General features: G+C 60.6%; 15 protein-coding genes and 1 tRNA gene. 3 read left to right on the forward strand and 13 right to left on the reverse strand.

Translation table 11 applies throughout. The features are described 5' to 3' along the window. Positions 1–16 precede the first annotated feature (16 nt). The 13 genes from fusA to ABRA89_RS15060 all read right to left on the reverse strand — a co-directional run bounded on the left by fusA (position 17) and on the right by ABRA89_RS15060 (position 17,161). Positions 17–2,107 (reverse strand): elongation factor G, encoded by a 2,091-nt coding sequence (fusA, locus tag ABRA89_RS15000; protein WP_349942302.1) that lies wholly within the window; start codon positions 2,105–2,107, stop codon positions 17–19. Between the two features lie 30 nt (positions 2,108–2,137). Then, entirely contained in the window at positions 2,138–2,608 is a 471-nt protein-coding gene (gene rpsG, locus ABRA89_RS15005; RefSeq protein ID WP_346221313.1) for a 30S ribosomal protein S7, read from the reverse strand. Between the two features lie 33 nt (positions 2,609–2,641). Further along, positions 2,642–3,013 carry a 30S ribosomal protein S12 gene (gene rpsL, locus ABRA89_RS15010; protein ID WP_007066359.1) on the reverse strand — a complete coding sequence of 124 codons (372 nt, stop codon included), beginning with the start codon at positions 3,011–3,013 and terminating at the stop codon, positions 2,642–2,644. Positions 3,014–3,678: 665 nt separating this feature from the next. After that, positions 3,679–7,875 carry a DNA-directed RNA polymerase subunit beta' gene (gene rpoC, locus ABRA89_RS15015; protein WP_349942303.1) on the reverse strand — a complete coding sequence of 1,399 codons (4,197 nt, stop codon included), beginning with the start codon at positions 7,873–7,875 and terminating at the stop codon, positions 3,679–3,681. A gap of 152 nt (positions 7,876–8,027) precedes the next feature. Further along, the gene (gene rpoB / locus ABRA89_RS15020; protein ID WP_349942304.1) at positions 8,028–12,170 is read right to left on the reverse strand and encodes a DNA-directed RNA polymerase subunit beta; all 4,143 of its coding nucleotides are present in this window, start codon (positions 12,168–12,170) and stop codon (positions 8,028–8,030) included. A 321-nt stretch (positions 12,171–12,491) separates the two neighbouring features. Beyond that, positions 12,492–12,869 (reverse strand): 50S ribosomal protein L7/L12, encoded by a 378-nt coding sequence (gene rplL / locus ABRA89_RS15025; protein ID WP_349942305.1) that lies wholly within the window; start codon positions 12,867–12,869, stop codon positions 12,492–12,494. A gap of 54 nt (positions 12,870–12,923) precedes the next feature. Beyond that, entirely contained in the window at positions 12,924–13,442 is a 519-nt protein-coding gene (gene rplJ, locus ABRA89_RS15030; protein WP_346218854.1) for a 50S ribosomal protein L10, read from the reverse strand. Between the two features lie 401 nt (positions 13,443–13,843). After that, positions 13,844–14,557, reverse strand: a complete 714-nt coding sequence (gene rplA / locus ABRA89_RS15035) for a 50S ribosomal protein L1 (RefSeq protein WP_349942306.1) — start codon at positions 14,555–14,557, stop codon at positions 13,844–13,846. A 4-nt stretch (positions 14,558–14,561) separates the two neighbouring features. Next, positions 14,562–14,990, reverse strand: coding sequence for a 50S ribosomal protein L11 (rplK, locus tag ABRA89_RS15040; protein ID WP_349942307.1), 429 nt, complete (start codon positions 14,988–14,990; stop codon positions 14,562–14,564). A gap of 141 nt (positions 14,991–15,131) precedes the next feature. Continuing rightward, positions 15,132–15,662 (reverse strand): transcription termination/antitermination protein NusG, encoded by a 531-nt coding sequence (gene nusG / locus ABRA89_RS15045; RefSeq protein ID WP_349942308.1) that lies wholly within the window; start codon positions 15,660–15,662, stop codon positions 15,132–15,134. Between the two features lie 62 nt (positions 15,663–15,724). Then, positions 15,725–15,922 carry a preprotein translocase subunit SecE gene (secE, locus tag ABRA89_RS15050; RefSeq protein ID WP_349942309.1) on the reverse strand — a complete coding sequence of 66 codons (198 nt, stop codon included), beginning with the start codon at positions 15,920–15,922 and terminating at the stop codon, positions 15,725–15,727. Positions 15,923–16,110: 188 nt separating this feature from the next. Further along, a tRNA-Trp gene (locus ABRA89_RS15055) sits at positions 16,111–16,186 on the reverse strand. A 66-nt stretch (positions 16,187–16,252) separates the two neighbouring features. Beyond that, entirely contained in the window at positions 16,253–17,161 is a 909-nt protein-coding gene (locus tag ABRA89_RS15060) for a hypothetical protein (RefSeq protein WP_349942310.1), read from the reverse strand. Between the two features lie 298 nt (positions 17,162–17,459). Between ABRA89_RS15060 and ABRA89_RS15065 the strand changes: the two genes are divergently transcribed. Genes ABRA89_RS15065 through ABRA89_RS15075 form a run of 3 tightly spaced genes read left to right on the forward strand, consistent with a single transcriptional unit; the run spans position 17,460 to position 20,538 of the window. After that, positions 17,460–18,575, forward strand: a complete 1,116-nt coding sequence (locus ABRA89_RS15065; RefSeq protein WP_349942311.1) for a glycosyltransferase — start codon at positions 17,460–17,462, stop codon at positions 18,573–18,575. Further along, a complete protein-coding gene (locus ABRA89_RS15070) occupies positions 18,576–19,472 on the forward strand; it encodes a glycosyltransferase family A protein (protein ID WP_349942312.1) in 897 nt (298 codons plus the stop codon). A 40-nt stretch (positions 19,473–19,512) separates the two neighbouring features. After that, positions 19,513–20,538, forward strand: coding sequence for a glycosyltransferase (locus tag ABRA89_RS15075; protein WP_349942313.1), 1,026 nt, complete (start codon positions 19,513–19,515; stop codon positions 20,536–20,538). Positions 20,539–20,542: the final 4 nt, after the last annotated feature.

The following is a 20,542-nucleotide window of genomic DNA, read 5'->3' on the forward strand; positions in this document are numbered from 1 at the left end:
GATTAGTTTCGCGAGATCAGGCGAACTTCTTCTGTATCTCGTCAGCGACCTGGTTGGGCACCTGCTCGTAGTGATCGAACTGCATCGTGTACTGGGCACGGCCCTGGGACATCGAACGAAGCGTGTTCACGTAACCGAACATGTTGGCCAGCGGAACGAAGGCGTTGACGCCCTGAACGATGCCGCGGTTTTCGGTGCCCTGAATCTGGCCACGCCGCGAATTCAGATCGCCGATCACGTCGCCCATGTATTCCTCAGGGGTGACGACCTCGACCTTCATGACCGGTTCGAGAAGACGCGGACCCGCCTTCTGGATGGCTTCACGGAACGCCGCACGAGACGCGATCTCGAACGCGAGAACCGAAGAGTCGACGTCGTGGAACGCACCGTCCGTCAGCTCGGCCTTGATGTCGACCATCGGGAAGCCTGCGATCGGGCCGGAGGTCATCACCGAAGCGATACCCTTCTCGACGCCCGGGATGTATTCCTTCGGAACGGCACCACCGACGATCTTGGACTCGAACGAGAAGCCCTCGCCGAGTTCCGCCGGAGCGAAGGAGAGCTTGACGCGGGCGAACTGACCCGTGCCACCGGTCTGCTTCTTGTGGGTGTAGTCCACGTCGGCCGGACGCGAGATCGTCTCGCGATAGGCGACCTGCGGAGCACCGACATTCGCTTCGACCTTGAACTCGCGCTTCATGCGATCGACGAGGATGTCGAGGTGAAGCTCGCCCATGCCCGCGATGATCGTCTGGCCCGACTCTTCGTCGGTCTTGACGCGGAACGACGGATCCTCGGCTGCGAGACGGTTGAGCGCGAGGCCCATCTTTTCCTGGTCCGCCTTGGTCTTCGGCTCGATCGCGATCTCGATGACCGGATCGGGGAATTCCATACGCTCCAGGATAACCGGCTTCAGCGGATCGCAGAGTGTGTCGCCCGTCGTGGTATCCTTGAGGCCGGCGAGAGCGACGATGTCACCCGCATAAGCCTCTTCGATGTCGGAGCGCGAGTTGGAGTGCATCTGCAGCATGCGGCCGATGCGCTCTTTCTTCTCCTTGACGGTGTTCGTCAGGGAAGAGCCCTTGGTAAGCACGCCCGAATAGATGCGGGCGAAGGTGAGCGAGCCGACGAACGGATCGTTCATGATCTTGAAGGCGAGCATCGACAGCGGCTCGTCGTCGGACGACTTGCGGATGATCTCTTCTTCGTTCTTCGGGTCGATACCGCGGATCGCCTTCACTTCGATGGGCGAAGGAAGGAAATCGACGACGGCGTCGAGAAGCGGCTGGACGCCCTTGTTCTTGAAGGCCGAACCGCAAAGGATCGGCGTGAACCAGACGTCGCAGGTGCCCTTACGGATCAGCTTGCGGATTTCGTCGTTCGACGGCATTTCGCCTTCGAGGTAACGCTCCATCGCGCCTTCGTCGATCTCGACGGCGGCTTCGATCATCGCTTCGCGATATTCCTCGGCCTGGGCCTGCATATCCTCAGGAATGTCGAGGATGTCCCACTGTGCGCCGAGCGTCTCGTCGCGCCAGACATAGGCCTTCATCTCGATGAGATCGACGACACCCTTGAGCTCGCTCTCGGCACCGATCGGGAGCTGGATGACAACCGGACGCGCACCAAGACGCGACTTGATCATCTCGACGCAGCGGAAGAAGTCGGCGCCAATCTTGTCCATCTTGTTGACAAAGATCATCCGCGGAACTTCGTACTTGTCGGCCTGGCGCCAGACAGTCTCGGTCTGCGGCTCGACACCAGCATTGGCATCGAGAAGAGCAATCGCACCGTCGAGAACGCGCAGAGAACGCTCGACTTCGATCGTAAAGTCGACGTGGCCTGGCGTGTCGATGATGTTGAAGCGGCGCTTCTTGCCGTCACGACCTTCCCAGAAGGTGGTCGTCGCAGCCGACGTGATCGTGATGCCGCGCTCCTGCTCCTGCTCCATCCAGTCCATGGTTGCAGCGCCGTCGTGGACTTCGCCGATCTTATGGGACTTGCCGGTGTAGAAAAGGATACGTTCTGTCGTGGTCGTCTTGCCGGCATCGATGTGGGCCATGATGCCGAAGTTACGGTAGTCTTCGATTTTATAATCGCGTGCCATAGGGCTCGTCTCTCGAATTCGAAGCGAAATTTACCAGCGGTAATGCGAGAAGGCGCGGTTGGCATCGGCCATGCGATGCGTATCTTCGCGCTTCTTCACGGCGGTGCCGCGGTTGTTTGCGGCGTCCATCAGCTCGCCCGACAAACGATCGACCATGGTGGTCTCGTTGCGGTTGCGGGCAGCCGTGATCAGCCAGCGGATTGCGAGGGCCTGACGGCGCTCGGGGCGAACGTCGACAGGTACCTGGTAGGTCGCACCACCAACGCGGCGCGAACGGACTTCCACGTGCGGCGCGATGTTCTCGAGCGCCTGATGGAAGATTGCGACCGGCTCCTGCCGGGTCTTTTCCTCGACCGTGTCGAAAGCGCCATAGACGATGCGCTCGGCAGTCGACTTCTTGCCGTGGTACATGACGGCGTTCATGAACTTGGACACGACGAGATCGCCGAACTTCGGGTCCGGATTGATCTCTCTCTTTTCGGCGCTATGGCGACGGGACATTTACGGGCTCTTCGTCTTGTTCTGTTGCGCGAATTATTTCGGACGCTTCGCGCCGTACTTGGAGCGGCGCTGCTTGCGGTTCTTGACGCCCTGGGTATCCAGAACACCGCGAATGATGTGGTAGCGAACGCCCGGCAAGTCCTTCACGCGTCCGCCGCGGATCATGACGACCGAGTGCTCCTGAAGGTTATGACCTTCGCCCGGGATATAGCCAATGACTTCATATCCGTTCACGAGGCGCACCTTGGCGACCTTACGAAGCGCCGAGTTCGGCTTCTTCGGGGTCGTGGTGTAGACGCGGGTGCAAACGCCGCGCTTCTGCGGGTTGGCTTCGAGCGCCGGCACCGTGTTTCGCTCGGCAGGCCGAATGCGCGGCTTGCGGATCAGCTGGTTGATGGTCGGCATTTGGGCCTTCCCCTTAACTCTTTCCTCGTTCCCTCACCGGAACGAACCAAATCCTGTGCGGCCGACGAGAATCGATCCGAGTCGGCCGATCCATCGTCATGCGCGAAACCGAGCGGCCCGTTTCCCGAAAAAATCAGGAAGGCGCTCGGTCGAAAACCAGAGGATCGCATCTCGTAAAAGAAACGATCATGTACCAGAGATTTTCGTCTCGTTGATCAAACCTTGTTTGAGGCGCTCATGGCTCCCGGACGTGGCGTCCAAGGGAAGATTCGGCCTCACATCGGCTTGGTTGCGGGCTACTTAACGATTCCCACCCTTTGCGTCAACCCACCGATGGCGGCCTTTCGCAAAGGCGAAGTGCGGATTTCGCAGGTCTGCCAGACTTTATCGACACATCGGACCAGTTCAACGCCTATCGCCCACAATAGAGACTTTGTACGACATCGCAATAAACGCTGGTAGGCGTCTGATATCATTGCTCTTATCGACAGAAGTCCTTACCACATCCGCCATGATCTGACGTTCGAAGAAACACCTCGTCGTACTGTCGAAGCGACCGCAGAGTGCGGCCATTCTATCCCGTCTGAATATTCGTCGTTCCAAGAAAAAGGCCGCCCCGAGGGACGGCCTTTTCCAAGTCTTACAATGCCTAATCGAGGCGCGGCCTATTCGGCTGCGTCGTCGATCGAGGTGAGGAGATTGTCGCTCTCGCCCTGGTTCGCGGCCTTGCGGCGATCCTCGAGGATGAGGTCGTCGCGGGAGGTCGCGATGCGGCGGATCTGCGTCATCATTCCGCCGGTACCCGCCGGGATGAGGCGGCCGACGATGACGTTCTCCTTGAGGCCCTGCAGCGTATCCATCTTGCCGGCAACCGCTGCCTCGGTGAGGACGCGGGTGGTCTCTTGGAAGGAGGCCGCCGAGATGAAGGACGGTGTCTGCAGCGAAGCCTTGGTGATACCGAGGAGAACCGGAACGCCCGAGGCCGGCTTGCGGCCATTCTCTTCCAGCTTCTCGTTCAGCTCCGCCAGCTCGATCCGGTCGACGTGGTCGCCCGGAATATAGGTGGAGTCACCCGACTCGGTGATCTCGACCTTCTGCAGCATCTGCCGGACGATCACCTCGATGTGCTTGTCGTTGATCAGAACGCCCTGCAGCCGGTAGACCTCCTGGATCTCGTTGACGAGGTAGCTCGCGAGCGCCTCCACGCCCTTGATCGCCAGGATGTCGTGCGGTGCCGGATTGCCGTCGAGGATGTAGTCGCCCTTCTCCACGATGTCGCCTTCCTGGAGATGGAATGGCTTGCCCTTCGGGATCAGGTATTCGGCTGGCTCGACGCCATCTTCCGCCGGCTCGACGATGATACGGCGCTTGTTCTTGTAGTCGCGTCCGAACTTCACCGTGCCGTCGATCTCGGCGATGATCGCGTTGTCCTTCGGCTTGCGCGCCTCGAAGAGTTCCGCCACGCGCGGCAGACCGCCCGTGATGTCCTTCGTCTTGGCGCTTTCCATCGGAATACGCGAGAGCACGTCGCCCGCCGTCACCTTCTGACCCGGCTCGACCGAAAGAATCGCGTCGACCGACTGGAAGTAACGGGCATCGTTGCCGCGCGCGAGCTTCTGCACCTCGCCGTTCTCGTCCTTGATGACCATCGCAGGCTTGAGATCGGTGCCGCGCGGAGAGGCCCGCCAGTCGATGACCGCACGCTTGGTGATACCGGTGGATTCGTCGGTCTGCTCGGTGACGGAAACGCCATCGACCAGATCCTCGAATTCCACCACACCGTCGAGCTCGGTCAGAACCGGACGGGTATACGGATCCCACTCGGCGATACGCTGGCCGCGGCGCACGGAATCGCCGTCGTCCACATAGACGCGCGAACCGTAGGTGACGCGGTGCGCGGCGCGCTCCATGCCTTTCTCGTCGAGAATGAGGATCGCCATGTTGCGGCCCATCGCGACGAGATTGCCTTCCGAGTTGCGGACGACGTTCCGGTTCCGGATCGCGACCTTGCCCTCGTAGGAGGCTTCGAGGAACGACGAGTCGACCACCTGCGCGGTACCGCCCATGTGGAAGGTACGCATGGTGAGCTGGGTGCCCGGCTCGCCGATCGACTGCGCCGCGATGACGCCGACGGCCTCTCCCATGTTGACGGGCGTACCACGTGCCAGATCGCGGCCGTAGCAGACGCCGCAGATACCAGTGCGGATCTCGCAGGTCAGCGCCGAGCGGATCTGGACGGACTGGATGCCAGCCGTCTCGATCTTTTCGACATCGGCTTCCTCGATCATCCGGCCACCTTCGACGATCACGTCGCCCGTCACCGGGTGGTTGATGTCGACGAGCGCCGTACGGCCGAGAATGCGCTGGCCGATCGAGGCGACCACCTGGCCGGCATCGACGATCGGCTGCATGGTGAGGCCGTTCTCCGTGCCGCAATCGGTCTGCGTGATGATGCAGTCCTGCGCCACGTCGACGAGACGACGTGTCAGGTAACCCGAGTTCGCGGTCTTCAGCGCCGTATCCGCGAGACCCTTACGGGCACCGTGGGTGGAGTTGAAGTATTCGAGAACCGTGAGGCCTTCCTTGAAGTTCGAGATGATCGGCGTCTCGATGATCTCGCCCGAAGGCTTGGTCATCAGGCCGCGCATCGCCGCGAGCTGGCGCATCTGGGTCGGAGACCCGCGGGCGCCGGAGTGCGACATCATGTAGATCGAGTTCATCTGCTTCTGGCGACCGTTCTCGTCGAACTCGACCGCCTTGATGCGACCCATCATTTCGTCGGCGATCTTGTCCGTGCACTTGGCCCAGGCATCGACCACCTTGTTGTACTTCTCACCCTGGGTGATCAGACCGTCATTGTACTGCTGCTCGTATTCCTTCGCGAGCGCCTGAGTCTCCCCGATCATGTTCTTCTTGGTGTCGGGGATCAGCATGTCATCCTTGCCGAAGGAAATGCCGGCGAGGCAGGCGTGCTTGAATCCGAGCTGCATGATCTGGTCGCAGAAGATCACCGTCTCCTTCTGACCGCAGTGGCGATAGACCGTGTCGATCATCTTGGAGATCATCTTCTTGGTCATCAGCTGGTTGCAGACGTCGAAGCCGATCGAGGCGTTCTTCGGCAGAAGCGCACCAATGAGCATACGGCCCGGTGTCGTCTCGTGGATACCCGAGATCGCATTGCCGTCCGAGTCGATCGTCTTGAAGCGGCCTTTGATCTTCGAGTGCAGCGTCACCGAACCCGCGTTCAGCGCATGCTCCAGCTCGCCGATGTCGGAGAAGACCATGCCCTCGCCCGGCTCGTTCTCGTTCATGATCGAGAGGTAGTAGAGGCCCAGCACCATATCCTGCGACGGCACGATGATCGGTGCGCCGTTCGCCGGATGCAGGATGTTGTTCGTCGACATCATCAGGACGCGGGCTTCGAGCTGCGCCTCGATCGAGAGCGGCACGTGGACCGCCATCTGGTCACCGTCGAAGTCGGCGTTGAACGCCGTACAGACGAGCGGATGCAGCTGGATCGCCTTGCCCTCGATGAGGACCGGCTCGAAGGCCTGGATGCCGAGGCGGTGAAGCGTCGGCGCGCGGTTGAGCAGCACCGGATGCTCGCGGATGACCTCGTCGAGGATATCCCAGACTTCCGGACGCTCTTTCTCGACCAGCTTCTTCGCCTGCTTGACGGTGGACGAATAGCCCTTGGCGTCGAGACGGGCGTAGATGAACGGCTTGAAGAGCTCGAGCGCCATCTTCTTCGGCAGGCCGCACTGGTGCAGCTTCAGGTTCGGACCGGTCACGATGACCGAGCGACCCGAATAGTCGACGCGCTTGCCGAGAAGGTTCTGGCGGAAGCGGCCCTGCTTGCCCTTCAGCATGTCGGAGAGCGATTTCAGCGGACGCTTGTTGGCACCCGTGATGACGCGGCCGCGGCGGCCGTTGTCGAACAGGGCGTCGACGGCTTCCTGAAGCATACGCTTCTCGTTGCGCACGATGATGCCCGGCGCACGAAGCTCGATCAGCCGCTTGAGGCGGTTGTTACGGTTGATGACGCGGCGATAGAGATCGTTGAGATCTGACGTCGCAAACCGGCCGCCGTCCAGCGGGACGAGCGGACGCAGATCGGGCGGGATGACCGGAACGATCGTCATGATCATCCACTCGGGCCGGTTGCCCGACTCGATGAAGTTCTCGACGATCTTCAGCCGCTTCATCAGCTTCTTGGTCTTCAGCTCCGAAGACGTCGCGGCCAGATCCTCGCGCAGCTGGGAGGCGATCTCTTCCAGATCCATCGAGCGCAGGAGCTCCTGGATCGCTTCGGCACCAATATGGGCCGTGAACTGATCCTCACCGAACTCGTCGACGGCGATCATGTACTCTTCTTCCGAGAGAAGCTGGTTCTCCTGAAGCGTCGTGAGGCCTGGCTCGGTAACGATGTAGTTCTCGAAATAGAGAACCCGCTCGATGTCCTTCAGCGTCATGTCGAGCAGGGTCGCGATGCGGCTCGGCAGGGACTTCAGGAACCAGATATGGGCGACCGGCGCTGCGAGCTCGATATGGCCCATGCGCTCGCGGCGAACGCGGCTGAGAGTGACCTCGACGCCGCACTTCTCACAGATGATGCCCTTGTACTTCATGCGCTTGTACTTGCCGCACAGGCACTCGTAATCCTTGATCGGACCAAAGATGCGCGCGCAGAACAGGCCGTCGCGCTCGGGCTTGAACGTACGGTAGTTGATCGTTTCCGGCTTCTTGATCTCGCCGAACGACCAGGACAGGATTTTTTCAGGGCTCGCCAGCGAGATACGGATCGTATCGAAGGTCTGGGCGGAGACCTGCGGGTTGAAGATGTTCATGACCTCTTGGTTCATGCTCTGTCTCCTTCAAGGCTTTCGCCTTCTGAGAGCGGACCGCAGCTGCGACCGCTGAAAATTCACCGATACTCGAACGCTGGCGTCTTCAAGCCTCTTGAAAACGCCAGCGGCTTGGCCGGTCGAAAACCGGCCTTTCGTATCGCGCGGCCTTACTCGGCCGCGTCGGGCAGTTCTTCGACACCGCCTCCGCCGTTCTCCGGATTGTTCGCCAGATCCACATCGAGACCGAGCGAACGCATTTCCTTCACGAGAACGTTGAAGCTCTCCGGGATTCCGGACTCGAAAGCATCGTCGCCGCGGACGATCGCCTCGTAGACCTTGGTACGACCGGCAACGTCGTCCGACTTCACCGTCAGCATCTCCTGCAGCGTATAGGCCGCACCGTATGCTTCGAGGGCCCAGACCTCCATCTCGCCGAAGCGCTGTCCACCGAACTGGGCCTTGCCGCCCAGCGGCTGCTGGGTAACGAGCGAGTAAGGACCGATCGAACGGGCGTGGATCTTGTCGTCGACCAGATGGTGCAGCTTCAGCATATAGATGTAGCCGACGGTCACCTGACGGTCGAAGGCCTCGCCGGTACGCCCGTCATAGAGCGTGACCTGACCGGAGCCGTTGAGCCCTGCCCCTTCGAGCCATTCGACGATGTCCTTCTCGTTCGCGCCGTCGAAGACCGGGGTCGCGATCGAGACGCCCTTCGACATCTGCTTGGCGAGCGTGATGACGCTGTCGTCGTCGTAGTCCTTGACCTTCTCGTTGCGATCGTTGTCGCCGAGAAGCCCGGAGATTTCCTGACGCAGCGGGCTGACGTCATTGTTCTCCTGATAGGCTTCCAGCATCGCGCCGATCTTCTTGCCCATGCCCGAACAGGCCCAGCCAAGATGGGTCTCGAGGATCTGTCCGACGTTCATGCGCGAAGGCACGCCGAGCGGGTTCAGAACGATGTCGGCATGCGTGCCGTCCTCGGTGAAGGGCATGTCCTCCACCGGCACGATGCGCGAAACGACACCCTTGTTGCCGTGACGGCCGGCCATCTTGTCGCCAGGCTGGATCTTGCGCTTGACAGCGACGAAGACCTTCACCTGCTTCATGACGCCGGGCGGCAGTTCGTCGCCGCGCTGCACCTTCTCGACCTTGTCCATGAAGCGGGCTTCGAGGGTCTTCTTCGCTTCGTCATAGACCTTGCGAAGATCCTCGAGTTCGCCCTGGACCTTCTCGTCCTCGACGGCAAACATCCACCACTGCGAGCGGGGATATTCCTCCATCACCTCCTGGCTGATCTCGGTGCCGCGCTTGAAGCCCTTCGGACCCGCAATGCCCTGCCTGCCGGAGAGCATCTCGATCAGACGGCCGTAGACGTTACGGTCGAGAATAGCCTGCTCGTCGTCCCGGTCCTTGGCGAGACGCTCGATCTCCTCGCGCTCGATGGCCATGGCACGCTCGTCCTTCTCGACGCCGTGCCGGTTGAACACGCGCACCTCGACGACCGTGCCGTAGGTGCCGGGAGGCATACGGCTCGACGTATCGCGGACATCCGAAGCCTTCTCACCGAAGATGGCGCGAAGGAGCTTTTCCTCCGGCGTCATCGGGCTTTCGCCCTTCGGCGTGATCTTGCCGACGAGAATGTCTCCCGGCTGGACCTCGGCTCCGATATAAACGATGCCGGCCTCGTCGAGATTGCGCAGGGCCTCTTCCGAAACGTTCGGGATATCCCGCGTGATCTCTTCCGGTCCGAGCTTGGTGTCGCGCGCCATGACCTCGAACTCCTCGATATGGATCGAGGTGAAGACGTCGTCGGAGACGATGCGTTCGGACAGGAGGATCGAGTCCTCGTAGTTGTAGCCGTTCCACGGCATGAACGCGACGAGCACGTTCCGGCCGAGGGCGAGATCGCCGAGATCGGTCGACGGACCGTCGGCGAGGATATCACCCTTCTCGACCCGGTCACCCACCGCGACCAGCGGACGCTGGTTGATGCAGGTGTTCTGGTTCGAGCGCTGGAACTTCATCAGCCGGTAGATGTCGACGCCCGACTTGCCGGCTTCGAGGTCTTCCGTCGCGCGGATAACGATACGCGTCGCATCGACCTGATCGACGATACCCGTACGACGGGCTCCGATCGCGGCGCCTGAGTCACGGGCAACGATCGGCTCCATGCCGGTGCCGACAAACGGCGCTTCGGCGCGCACCAGCGGCACGGCCTGACGCTGCATGTTCGAACCCATGAGAGCGCGGTTCGCGTCATCGTTTTCGAGAAACGGAATGAGCGCGGCTGCGACCGAAACGAGCTGCTTCGGCGAGACGTCCATCAGATCCACGTTCTCCCGCGGCGTCATGAAGACATCGCCGGAATGACGGCAGACGACGAACTCGTTCTGGAACGTCATGTCGTCGGTGAGCACTGCGTTCGCCTGCGCGACGTGATGCTTGGATTCCTCCATCGCCGAAAGATAGACGACCTCGCTCGTCACCTTGCCGTCGACGACGCGCCGGTACGGGCTCTCGATGAAGCCGTACTTGTTGACGCGGGCAAAGGTCGCCAGCGAGTTGATGAGACCGATGTTCGGGCCTTCCGGCGTCTCGATCGGGCAGATGCGGCCGTAATGCGTCGGATGCACGTCGCGCACTTCGAAGCCGGCACGCTCGCGGGTCAGACCGCCCGGTCCAAGCGCCGAGAGACGGCGCTTGTGGGTGATCTCCGAGAGCGGGTTCGTCTGGTCCATGAACTGCGAGAGCTGCGAGGACCCGAAGAACTCACGCACGGCGGCTGCCGCAGGCTTGGCGTTGATCAGATCCTGCGGCATGACCGTGTCGATCTCGACGCTAGACATGCGCTCCTTGATCGCGCGTTCCATGCGAAGCAGGCCGACGCGGTACTGGTTCTCCATCAGCTCGCCGACCGAACGCACACGGCGGTTGCCGAGATTGTCGATGTCGTCGATCTCGCCGCGGCCGTCGCGCAGGTCCACCAGCGTCTTGACGACGGCGATGATATCTTCCTTGCGCAGAACGCGGACGGTGTCCTCGGCCTGAACGTCGAGACGCATGTTCATCTTCACGCGGCCAACGGCCGAAAGATCGTAGCGCTCGGCGTCGAAGAACAACGACTGGAACATGGCCTCGGCCGTTTCCATCGTCGGCGGCTCACCCGGACGCATCACGCGGTAGATGTCGAAGAGCGCGTCCTGACGGCTCTCGTTCTTGTCCACCGCCAGCGTGTTGCGGATGTAGGAGCCGATGTTGACGTGGTCGACATCGAGAACCTGGAAGCTCTCGTAGCCGGCGTCGATCAGCACCTGGAGCGTCTTCTCGTCCAGCTCGTCTCCGGCTTCGAGATAGACCTCGCCCGTCTCGAAGTTGACGATATCTTCAGCGAGATAGTTGCCGTAGATATCCTCTTCAGAGACGCGGAACGCCTTGACGCCCTGCTCGGCGAGCTTGCGGGCCTGACGCGCTGTGACCTTCTTGCCGGCCTCGACCAGGACTTCGCCGGAATCGGCGTCGACCAGATCGGTGATCATGCCCTGATTGCGCACGCGCTCGACCGAGAACGGCGCACGCCAGCCCTGCTTGTCCTTCTTGAACTCGACGAAGTTGTAGAAGGTCGAGAGAATTTCCTCGCCATCCATGCCGAGCGCCATCAAAAGGCTCGTCGCAGGGATCTTACGGCGCCGGTCGATACGCGCATGGACAACGTCCTTGGCGTCGAACTCGATGTCGAGCCAGGAGCCGCGATAGGGGATCACGCGACCGGCGAAGAGCAGCTTTCCGGACGAGTGGGTCTTTCCCTTGTCGTGGTCGAAGAAGACGCCCGGCGAGCGGTGCATCTGCGAGACGATCACACGCTCGGTGCCGTTCACGATGAACGTACCATTGCCGGTCATGACCGGCATGTCGCCCATGTAGACGTCCTGCTCCTTGATGTCCTTGATGGACTTGGAACCGGTGTCCTCGTCGACATCGAACACGATCAGGCGCAATGTCACCTTCAGCGGAACGGCATAGGTGAGGTCGCGCTGACGGCACTCTTCAACATCGAACTTCGGCGGTTCGAACTCGTATTTCACGAATTCGAGCATCGCCTGTCCGGAGAAATCCTGGATCGGGAAAACCGACTTGAAGACGGCCTGGAGGCCATCGTCGGTACGTCCGCCTTCCGGCTCCTCGATCATGAGAAACTGATCGTAGGAGGCCTTCTGGACCTCGATCAGGTTCGGCATCTCGGCAACTTCGGGAATGTGACCGAAAACCTTGCGTACGCGTCTGCGACCGCTGAACGTCGTCGTCTGTGACATCGTCGCTCCTCTCGTAACATATCGCCCTTGACCAGAGGGCTTTCAATTGCATCTCCCGTCGAAGGGAGAGACCCGCGCGCCGGCAAATCGCGCGGGGCAAACGTCAAGGCGAACCTCAATGCGCCCGAGGTTCCCGCGTTTCCTCACGGCTCATCGAAGAGACGTCAGGAAACGCGCCTGGAGCCCTGTATCGCCGGACCTTCACCCACGTTCGAAGCGCGCGACTTTCGCGAAACCTCTTTTCAGCACGGAAGGCGGAACGGCATTTTGCCGTCCCGCCCACGTTGAAACGCGATTGTTTCAGCGCGGCAAGAGCCGCACTTACTTGAGCTCGACCTTGGCACCAGCCTTTTCGAGCTGTTCCTTGATCTTGTTGGCCTCGTCCTTGTCGACGCCTTCCTTGATCGGCTTCGGCGCGTTGTCGACGAGATCCTTCGCCTCTTTCAGGCCGAGACCCGTAAGGGCACGGACTTCCTTGATGACGTTGATCTTCGAAGAGCCGGCGTCCGCGAGAACGACCGTGAACTCGGTCTGCTCTTCTTCGGCTTCGGCAGCAGCACCACCAGCAGCGGCACCGGCAACGGCGACCGGAGCAGCGGCGGAGACGCCCCACTTTTCTTCGAGCATCTTCGACAGCTCAGCCGCCTCGAGGACGGTCAGGGCCGACAGGTCTTCAACGATCTTGGCGAGATCAGCCATGTTTCTTTTCCTTTACGATTCGAACTTGAGTTGGAGCAGCGAGGAACCTGAACCTCACGCCGCTTCGTCCTTCGTGGCATACGCATTGAGAACCCGGGCGAGCTGGCCCGCCGGGGCCTGAACGACGCCTGCGATACGGGTAGCCGGGGTCTGGATCATACCCACAAGCTTGCCGCGCAGTTCGTCCAGCGACGGCAGGTCGGCCAAAGCCTTCACACCGTTCGCATCGAGCGTGGTGGCACCCAACGCGCCGCCGAGAATCACGAGCTTGTCGTTCTTCTTGGCGAAATCGTTGGAAACCTTGGCCGCCGCGACCGGATCGCTCGAATAAGCGATCAGCGTCTGGCCCTCGAACAAGTTCGAGATGCCTTCGGCGTCCGTGCCCTGAAGAGCGATCTTGGCAAGGCGGTTCTTCGCGACTTTGACCGTCCCTCCGGCCGCGCGCATCTGTGAACGAAGATCGTTCATGTTCGCGACCGTGAGACCGGCATAGTGGGCCACGACAACGACGCCAGCGTCCTGGAACGACTGGTTGAGCTGCGTGACGAATTCGCGCTTTTCCGCTCTTTCCACTGCCTCTCTCCTGTTTGGCTTCAGGTCTTCATGCGAAGATTCCGAAAGCCGGTTGCCATACGCACCGCTTGCAAAGGCTGGACCTTCGAAGCCGTGCTCGGAGATCCTGTCCCCTTGCTTCGGACCACCGTGACATTCCGAATGGAACCGGCAGCCGGCGCAAGGCATTCAGAGGTTCGAACCGAAGCTGCAGGACCTTGCGGCCCTGAAAAATTCGGACATCACCCCGTCTCATGAAGGCTATCTGACGATTATGGGCACCCCGGAGGGGCCCGCCTCACAGTCTCGGACAGGCATTAAGGAGGCGATCGAAACCACCTCCCCTTGTCATCCGGGTCGCCCCGGAATTCGTTGTGACGGGTGAGCACCGCATATGGGCGCGAAATTCACCCGCTTAAAGATCAGGCGCTCGCCGGGGCCGACATGGTCGACGGATCGACCTTCACGCCCGGACCCATGGTCGAGGTGAGAGCGATGCGCTTCACGTAGTTACCCTTGGCACCCGAGGGCTTGGCCTTATTCACCGCATCCGCGAAGGCGCGAATGTTCTCGGTGATCTTGTCGGCACCGAAGCTCGCCTTGCCAACGCCGGCATGAACGATACCGGCTTTCTCCACGCGGAACTCCACGGCACCGCCCTTGGATGCCTTGACGGCGGCCGTAACGTCCGGTGTCACGGTTCCGACGCGCGGGTTCGGCATCAGGCCGCGGGGACCAAGCACCTTACCGAGACGACCGACGAGGGCCATCATATCTGGCGTCGCGATCGCACGATCGAAATCGATCTGACCGCCCTGGACCTGCTCGACGAGGTCTTCCGCGCCGACGATATCGGCACCGGCTGCCTTCGCCTCTTCAGCCTTGTCACCACGGGCGAAGACAGCGACGCGAACGTCGCGGCCCGTGCCGTTCGGCAGGTTGACGACGCCGCGAACCATCTGGTCCGCGTGGCGCGGATCGACGCCGAGATTGATCGCGATCTCGACCGTTTCGTCGAACTTGGTGTTCGACGCACGATCCTTGATCATGCCGACGGCCTCTTCGAGACCGTAGAGCTTGGTGCGGTCGATGCCCTCGCGGGCTGCGCGGATGCGCTTTCCTTGCTTCTTGGCCATCGTATTAACCCGTCACCTCGAGACCCATGGACCGCGCCGAACCCTCGACCATCGCCATTGCGGCGTCGACGTCGTTCGCGTTCAGGTCCTGCAACTTCTTCTCAGCAATCTCGCGCACCTGATCGCGCGTGATCTTGCCGGCGCTTTCCTTGCCCGGGAGCTTGGAGCCGCTCTTCAGATTCGCTGCCTTCTTGAGGAAGTAGCTGACCGGAGGGGTCTTCATCGCGAAGGTGAAGGACTTGTCCTGGTAGTAAGTGATGACCACCGGGATCGGGGAGCCCTTTTCCTGCTCCTGGGTCTGCGCGTTGAACGACTTGCAGAACTCCATGATATTGATACCACGCTGACCGAGCGCCGGACCGATCGGCGGCGACGGGGTCGCCGAACCGGCCGGGACCTGCAGCTTCAGCTGGCCCGCAACTTTCTTAGCCATTCTCTCTGCCTTCTATTCGTGATCCCGAAGACTTCGAGCTTCGGGGTTTCGCAGTTCGCGGTGCGGTCCAAGGGGCTTGGCTTGAGTATCCCCTTTCGCCTCCCGCGAGAATACGGAAGCGTCTGGCGCTTCCTATTCCGATCAGACCTTTTCGACCTGACCGAATTCCAGATCGACGGGCGTTGCGCGCCCGAAGATCGAAACTTCCACCTTGAGCCGTGAGCGCTCGTCGTCGACTTCCTGGACGATCCCGTTGAAAGAGGCGAACGGGCCGTCCGAAACGCGGATCTGCTCGCCAATGTCGAAGGAGATCGTCGGCTTCGGACGATCGACACCTTCCTGAATGTGATTCAGGATCTGATCGGCTTCCTTCTCGGTGATCGGCACAGGGCGATTGTCGGGCCCAAGAAAGCCCGTCACCTTCGGCGTGTTCTTGATCATCGAGAACACCTTGTCGGTGAGCTCGGCCTTCACCAGCACATAACCGGGGAAGAACTTGCGCTCGGCATTCACCTTGCGCCCGCGCCGCACCTCAACGACGTTCTCGGTCGGCACAAGAATCTTCTCGAACTTATCGGACAGACCCTTCTGCCGGGCCTGCTCCTCGATCGATTCGGCGACCTTCTTCTCGAAGTTCGAATATGCGTGGACGATGTACCAGCGAGCGGCCATTAAATTCCAGAAACTCCCGATGTCGCTTTTTCAAAAAGCGCGCGCTTGAAAAGACGAAACCCTTAAGCGCCCGCGTTCATGATCAGGCCGACGACGTAGCCGAGGACCTGATCTGCCGCGAACAGAAAGATCGAGGCCAGCGTGACCATGATGAAGACCATGATGGTCGAAATCATCGTCTCGCGCCGCGACGGCCAGGTGACCTTCGAGGTTTCGCTGCGCACCTGCTGAAGGAACGTGAAAGGATTGGTTTTGGCCATGCTCACTCGACTTGGTGTTCGTCCGACAATTAGTCACGAACAAAGCGCGTGCCGGCCACAATCGGCCTCACGCGCAATCAGTTTCAAAATCATTTAAACCCCTTGACTGTGATTCACAAGGGGGAAATCCGCGTTCATGGAACTCTCGTGCGGGCGTGAAGTCAGTCCCGCCTGTCCCAAACGCTTTATGGCAGGGGCAGAGGGGCTCGAACCCCCGACCTGCGGTTTTGGAGACCGCCGCTCTACCAACTGAGCTATACCCCTGTATGCGCGATGCTCTTTATGTCAGCAAAAGCGGGAAATCAACACATCTCCCCGTCTCGGCAATCATTATCCTTCAGGCGGGCGCGCGACGCCCCTCACCTCTTCAGGGTTCGCGCGAGACATAAGCTTTGCACGAGCCGCGGGTTTGCGCGATGCCGGTCGTAGCCTGTCGATCAAGCGCGACATCGCCAGCGACGGCTTGATCGACCGCAGCACCAGATCGACCATTCGGTTCGTCGCATCAAGCCGCCAGGATAAAACTTGCGCCGACGCTTTGGCGAAATCGCTATCTCCGATTTCCGGAAATTCCGAGCGAAAACGTGCCAGCGGCCAAGAGCTGCGCTCGGAGCTGATGTGCGCTGTATCGAGCAGGCCCGCGGTCGTCAGCATGTGGAGAACGGTCTGCTCCCATGTCCAGTCGTGCACCGCGAGCACCCGCTGCGAGATCGAGCGGGTTCCGGTGAAGCCAAGGAGATAGATCGGGATACCCGGCCGCGCCTGAGCGAGCCAGACAGCGAGAGCAAAACCCGAACTTGGAAGGCGGTCCGCTGAATAGAGGCTCTTCAGGCGTGATGTGAGATCGAGCGCGGCGCTGTCGCTCAAACCGAAGTCCGAATCTGGGTTTAGAAGCTCATCTGGCCCAGCCTTCAGATTGACGATGCCGTGGAAGCCCCGGCCGTCAAGACTGTCGATTGCACGGCCGATCTCGCCCTTGTAGACAAGGCCAGAGCCTGTCGGAGTAGCGCGGGTGACAAGGATGCAGTCGCGCTCAAACCGGGTTTTGAGGATCGAAAAGACCCGGTTGAAGAAAACGAAGAGCGGCTTTCTCCCGAAGCGATCGGATTCTAGCGCTGCGGCGGCCTCCTGGCTGTTGGCGACGAGGACGACACTTGTGTAATCCCCGAGATAATCCTTCGGATTCTCGACGAATTGCTTCAGCGAATGGCCGTCGGAGGGCACATCGTGACTGACCATGCGAATGCGCACTCCTTTCGGCGAACCACCGGCGACTTCTGGATCTCCCAGTATGCCCAGAACGATCGGTCAGTCGCCGAGACGATGTGGACAGGGACCGGAGGCTCTCGTATTGCCACCGAAGAAAGTTTTGATGCAAGTCTGCAGCGCGCCCGGTTTCGAGCTTTGAATCCGGCGGCTGAGGCGAGGCTTGCAGTACCATCCGGCACGGACTGTGGCGGCCCGCATTTCGAGAACCGGCGCAGCGCGGTGCCCGCAAATTGAGCTCATCCGGGCCGATCCGCCACGAAGGACCTGTATGCGCTTCGTTCTTGCGATATCCGAACTCTCGGGCAACGGGCCCTCCGGCAGCCGGCTGAGAATTGCCGCAGGCTTGGCCGAGCGTGGGCATGAAGTCGAGGTCCTATCGCTTACCCGGCGGTGCGACCGCGAAATCCCTCCATCCGTCCGCGTCACCCGCCTTCCCGGTGCGCCGTCCGTCTATCCTGCTCATTACGCGACGAGACTGCAGCTAGCCCTGAAACTGCGCCGCTGGTTCGCTCGCGAGAACGACCGCAAGCGCATCGATTTCGTGTCGTCGTCCTTGACGACGACCGATCGTATCGTGCGCATGGCCGGGATCGAGGGTGCCCATCACTGGATCCACATCGCGACCTCACAAGTTCTTGCAGACTCGCGATCGGAGAGGCGGCGAAAGAGACGAGCACGCTTCTTCCGCAATCTGTATGATGGCCGGAAGGTCATCGGCGTTTCACAGGGCGTCGTCGACGACCTCGCGCTGCTCGGCGCAGTGCCCGAGCAATCTCGAATAATCTATAATGCCTACGACATCGAAGCAATTCGGTCGAAGCGGGCGGATATACCGTCCGATCTGCCGAACGGGCCGTTCATCCTGCATGTCGGCAGATTTGCGCCGGCGAAGCGCTACGACGTCCTTTTCGACGCATATCGGCGTTCCGGCCGGCCGGAAAAACTCGTACTCCTTACGCCGCCATCGCCCGAACTCCAGAAGATGATCGCCGACCGTACGAGCGAATCGCGGGTCGTTGTCGCAGGTTTCCGGGAGAACCCGTTCCCGTTCATGGCCGCTGCGTCGGCCCTCATTCTCAGCTCGGACCGCGAGGGGTTTCCGAACGTCCTCCCAGAAGCACTCATCTGCGGAACGCCGGTCGTTTCGACCGATTGCCCGGCGGGCCCCAGCGAAATTCTTACCGGCCCCTATGCGCGCTGGCTCTCTCGGACTGGCGATGCGGAAGCCCTCGCAAAAAACCTCAAAGACGTCCTCGAAACACCCTACGAAACGGCACCCCTCGTGGACGAACGCTTTACCCTCAGCTACGCTCTTGAGGGGATCGAGGAGATCGCGGCGTCATCGGGGGCTCCCTTCCTTGGAAAACCGCGGTTTTTCGTCTGAATGTCCAACGCTCCCTTCCTCACCCTCTTCACACCGACCTTCAATCGCTCGGATTTGTTGCCGCGCACCTACGAGAGCATACGGCGGCAGAGATTCCGCGACTTCGAATGGATCATCGTCGACGATGGCTCGACCGATGATACACCGCATCTGATCGCGCGATGGAAGAAGGAGGCGAACTTCGAAATTCGAGCGTTCAGTCAACCCAACAGCGGACGGCACATCGCCATTGATCGCGGTGTCGCGGAAGCTAGAGCACCGCTCTTCATGATCCTTGATTCCGACGATTGGCTCGTCGAAGATGCTCTGCTTGCCGCGCACGATCTGTGGCAAGCTGTTCCCGAAGACAAAATGAGCAATACTGCCGGTCTCTGGGCCTTGTGCGCCAAACCCGACGGGAGCTTAGCCTGCACGCCCTATCCGAGCGACGTCTTCGACGGCAACACGATCGAGATCAAATCCAAGCACGGCTTTGCCGGTGAGTCCTGCCACCTTATTCGGACCGATGTTCGACGGCTCTTTCCGTTTGCCGATTTCGGCGAGAAGTATTGCCCTCCGAGCCTCGTCTGGAACCGGATCGCCCAGGAGTACGAAATGCGCTTCGTCAATCGCGTGTTGCAGTACAAGGAATATCAGGCATCCGGCCTTACGCTCGCGGGCGACCGGAAGATGCGGACTAGTCCACTCGGCATCCGGCAGATGAACCTCGAACTGACCGAAACGAAAGTTCGCTTCGTATCCGAAGATATGAGGCGGAAGGCCATGCGGCGATACGTGCAAGCCTCACTTCACGCAGGCATAGGACTGGGGAAGCAATTTCGTGAAGTGAAAGAAAAGCTGCTCTGGCTTCGTTGCGTCAACCATGGCTTCCGGCGATACCGACAGAACACGCAGTGACCAGCATGGACGAGACGGCAGTGAACCGGCGAGATATCCCTTGAAGATCATCCATCTCATGATCGATGGCGGGCTTGGCGGCGCCGAGACGTTTCTGCTGCGCCTCGCGAACGCCTTGCAGAGGCGTGGACACCCGCAGCTCGTCGTCCTCACACCGAAAGCAGAACACGAGGCCTATCTTGCGGAACATGGTATACCGTTCCGAACAATGCGCTTCGACACCATCTCGAAGCTCCTGACGCTTCCCCGCCTCAGATATCTATTCATGAGGGAAAAACCTGACGCAGCGGTGGCGTGGATGAACCGAGCCGGCCGCAATTTGCCTGGCGGCAGGCATCTGACCGTCGGCCGGATTGGCAATCCCTATAACCTGAAGAACTTCCGCCGGTGCGACATGGTTATCGCCAATTCGCCGGACCTCGTCGAACACGCCGTCAAGGCGAACCGGCCGGACGCGCGCATGATCGCGAACTTCATCGACCTGCCGGAATTCCGTCCTGTCGACCGCAGTGCGATAACCCGGCCTCTGCTCTTCGCATCGGGACGACTCAATCCGATCAAGGGTTTCGACGTCCTGATCCGCAGCCTGAAAGCTGTCGATGCGCATCTCTGGATCGCTGGTGTAGGACCGGAGCTTTCCTCGCTCCAGGACCTCGCGCGAACGGAAGGCGTAGCGGATCGCGTCGAATTTCTCGGCTGGCGACGCGATATTCCGGCACTTCTCGCCGCCTCCGATATCTTCGTCTTACCGTCCCGCGGCGAGGGCACGAGTAATTCACTTTTGGAAGCAGCAGCGGCCGGGAAACCAATCGTCACCACCGACGGCCGAAGCGTCAGCTGGTTCCTGACCGACGATGTCGATTCCCTCATTGTGCCGGTCAATGATGTTGCCGCTCTATCCGATGCGGTCGGTCGTCTTGTATCGAACCGCAGCGACGCTGAGCGCATCGGGTCAGCCGCCCAGCGCCTCTATCAGGAGCTTTTTTCGGAGGACGCTATCTGCGATCAGTGGCTGACCGCGCTCCGTGAGGGAATTACCGAAAAAACCGGCCGCTCACCCACCTGATTCA

The sequence above is a fragment of the Fulvimarina thalattae genome (assembly GCF_040239565.1).
Lineage (GTDB): Bacteria > Pseudomonadota > Alphaproteobacteria > Rhizobiales > Rhizobiaceae > Fulvimarina.

Bases quoted from the DNA above. Each gene is read 5' to 3' on its own strand.
- rpoC (WP_349942303.1), bottom strand. From the start codon at position 7,875: ATGAACCAAGAGGTCATGAACATCTTCAACCCGCAGGTCTCCGCCCAG.
- ABRA89_RS15065 (WP_349942311.1), top strand. From the start codon at position 17,460: ATGCGCTTCGTTCTTGCGATATCCGAACTCTCGGGCAACGGGCCCTCC.
- rplL (WP_349942305.1), bottom strand. From the start codon at position 12,869: ATGGCTGATCTCGCCAAGATCGTTGAAGACCTGTCGGCCCTGACCGTC.
- rpsL (WP_007066359.1), bottom strand. From the start codon at position 3,013: ATGCCGACCATCAACCAGCTGATCCGCAAGCCGCGCATTCGGCCTGCC.
- rplA (WP_349942306.1), bottom strand. From the start codon at position 14,557: ATGGCCAAGAAGCAAGGAAAGCGCATCCGCGCAGCCCGCGAGGGCATC.
- rplK (WP_349942307.1), bottom strand. From the start codon at position 14,990: ATGGCTAAGAAAGTTGCGGGCCAGCTGAAGCTGCAGGTCCCGGCCGGT.
- ABRA89_RS15060 (WP_349942310.1), bottom strand. From the start codon at position 17,161: ATGGTCAGTCACGATGTGCCCTCCGACGGCCATTCGCTGAAGCAATTC.
- nusG (WP_349942308.1), bottom strand. From the start codon at position 15,662: ATGGCCGCTCGCTGGTACATCGTCCACGCATATTCGAACTTCGAGAAG.
- ABRA89_RS15070 (WP_349942312.1), top strand. From the start codon at position 18,576: ATGTCCAACGCTCCCTTCCTCACCCTCTTCACACCGACCTTCAATCGC.
- secE (WP_349942309.1), bottom strand. From the start codon at position 15,922: ATGGCCAAAACCAATCCTTTCACGTTCCTTCAGCAGGTGCGCAGCGAA.
- rpoB (WP_349942304.1), bottom strand. From the start codon at position 12,170: ATGTCACAGACGACGACGTTCAGCGGTCGCAGACGCGTACGCAAGGTT.
- fusA (WP_349942302.1), bottom strand. From the start codon at position 2,107: ATGGCACGCGATTATAAAATCGAAGACTACCGTAACTTCGGCATCATG.
- rpsG (WP_346221313.1), bottom strand. From the start codon at position 2,608: ATGTCCCGTCGCCATAGCGCCGAAAAGAGAGAGATCAATCCGGACCCG.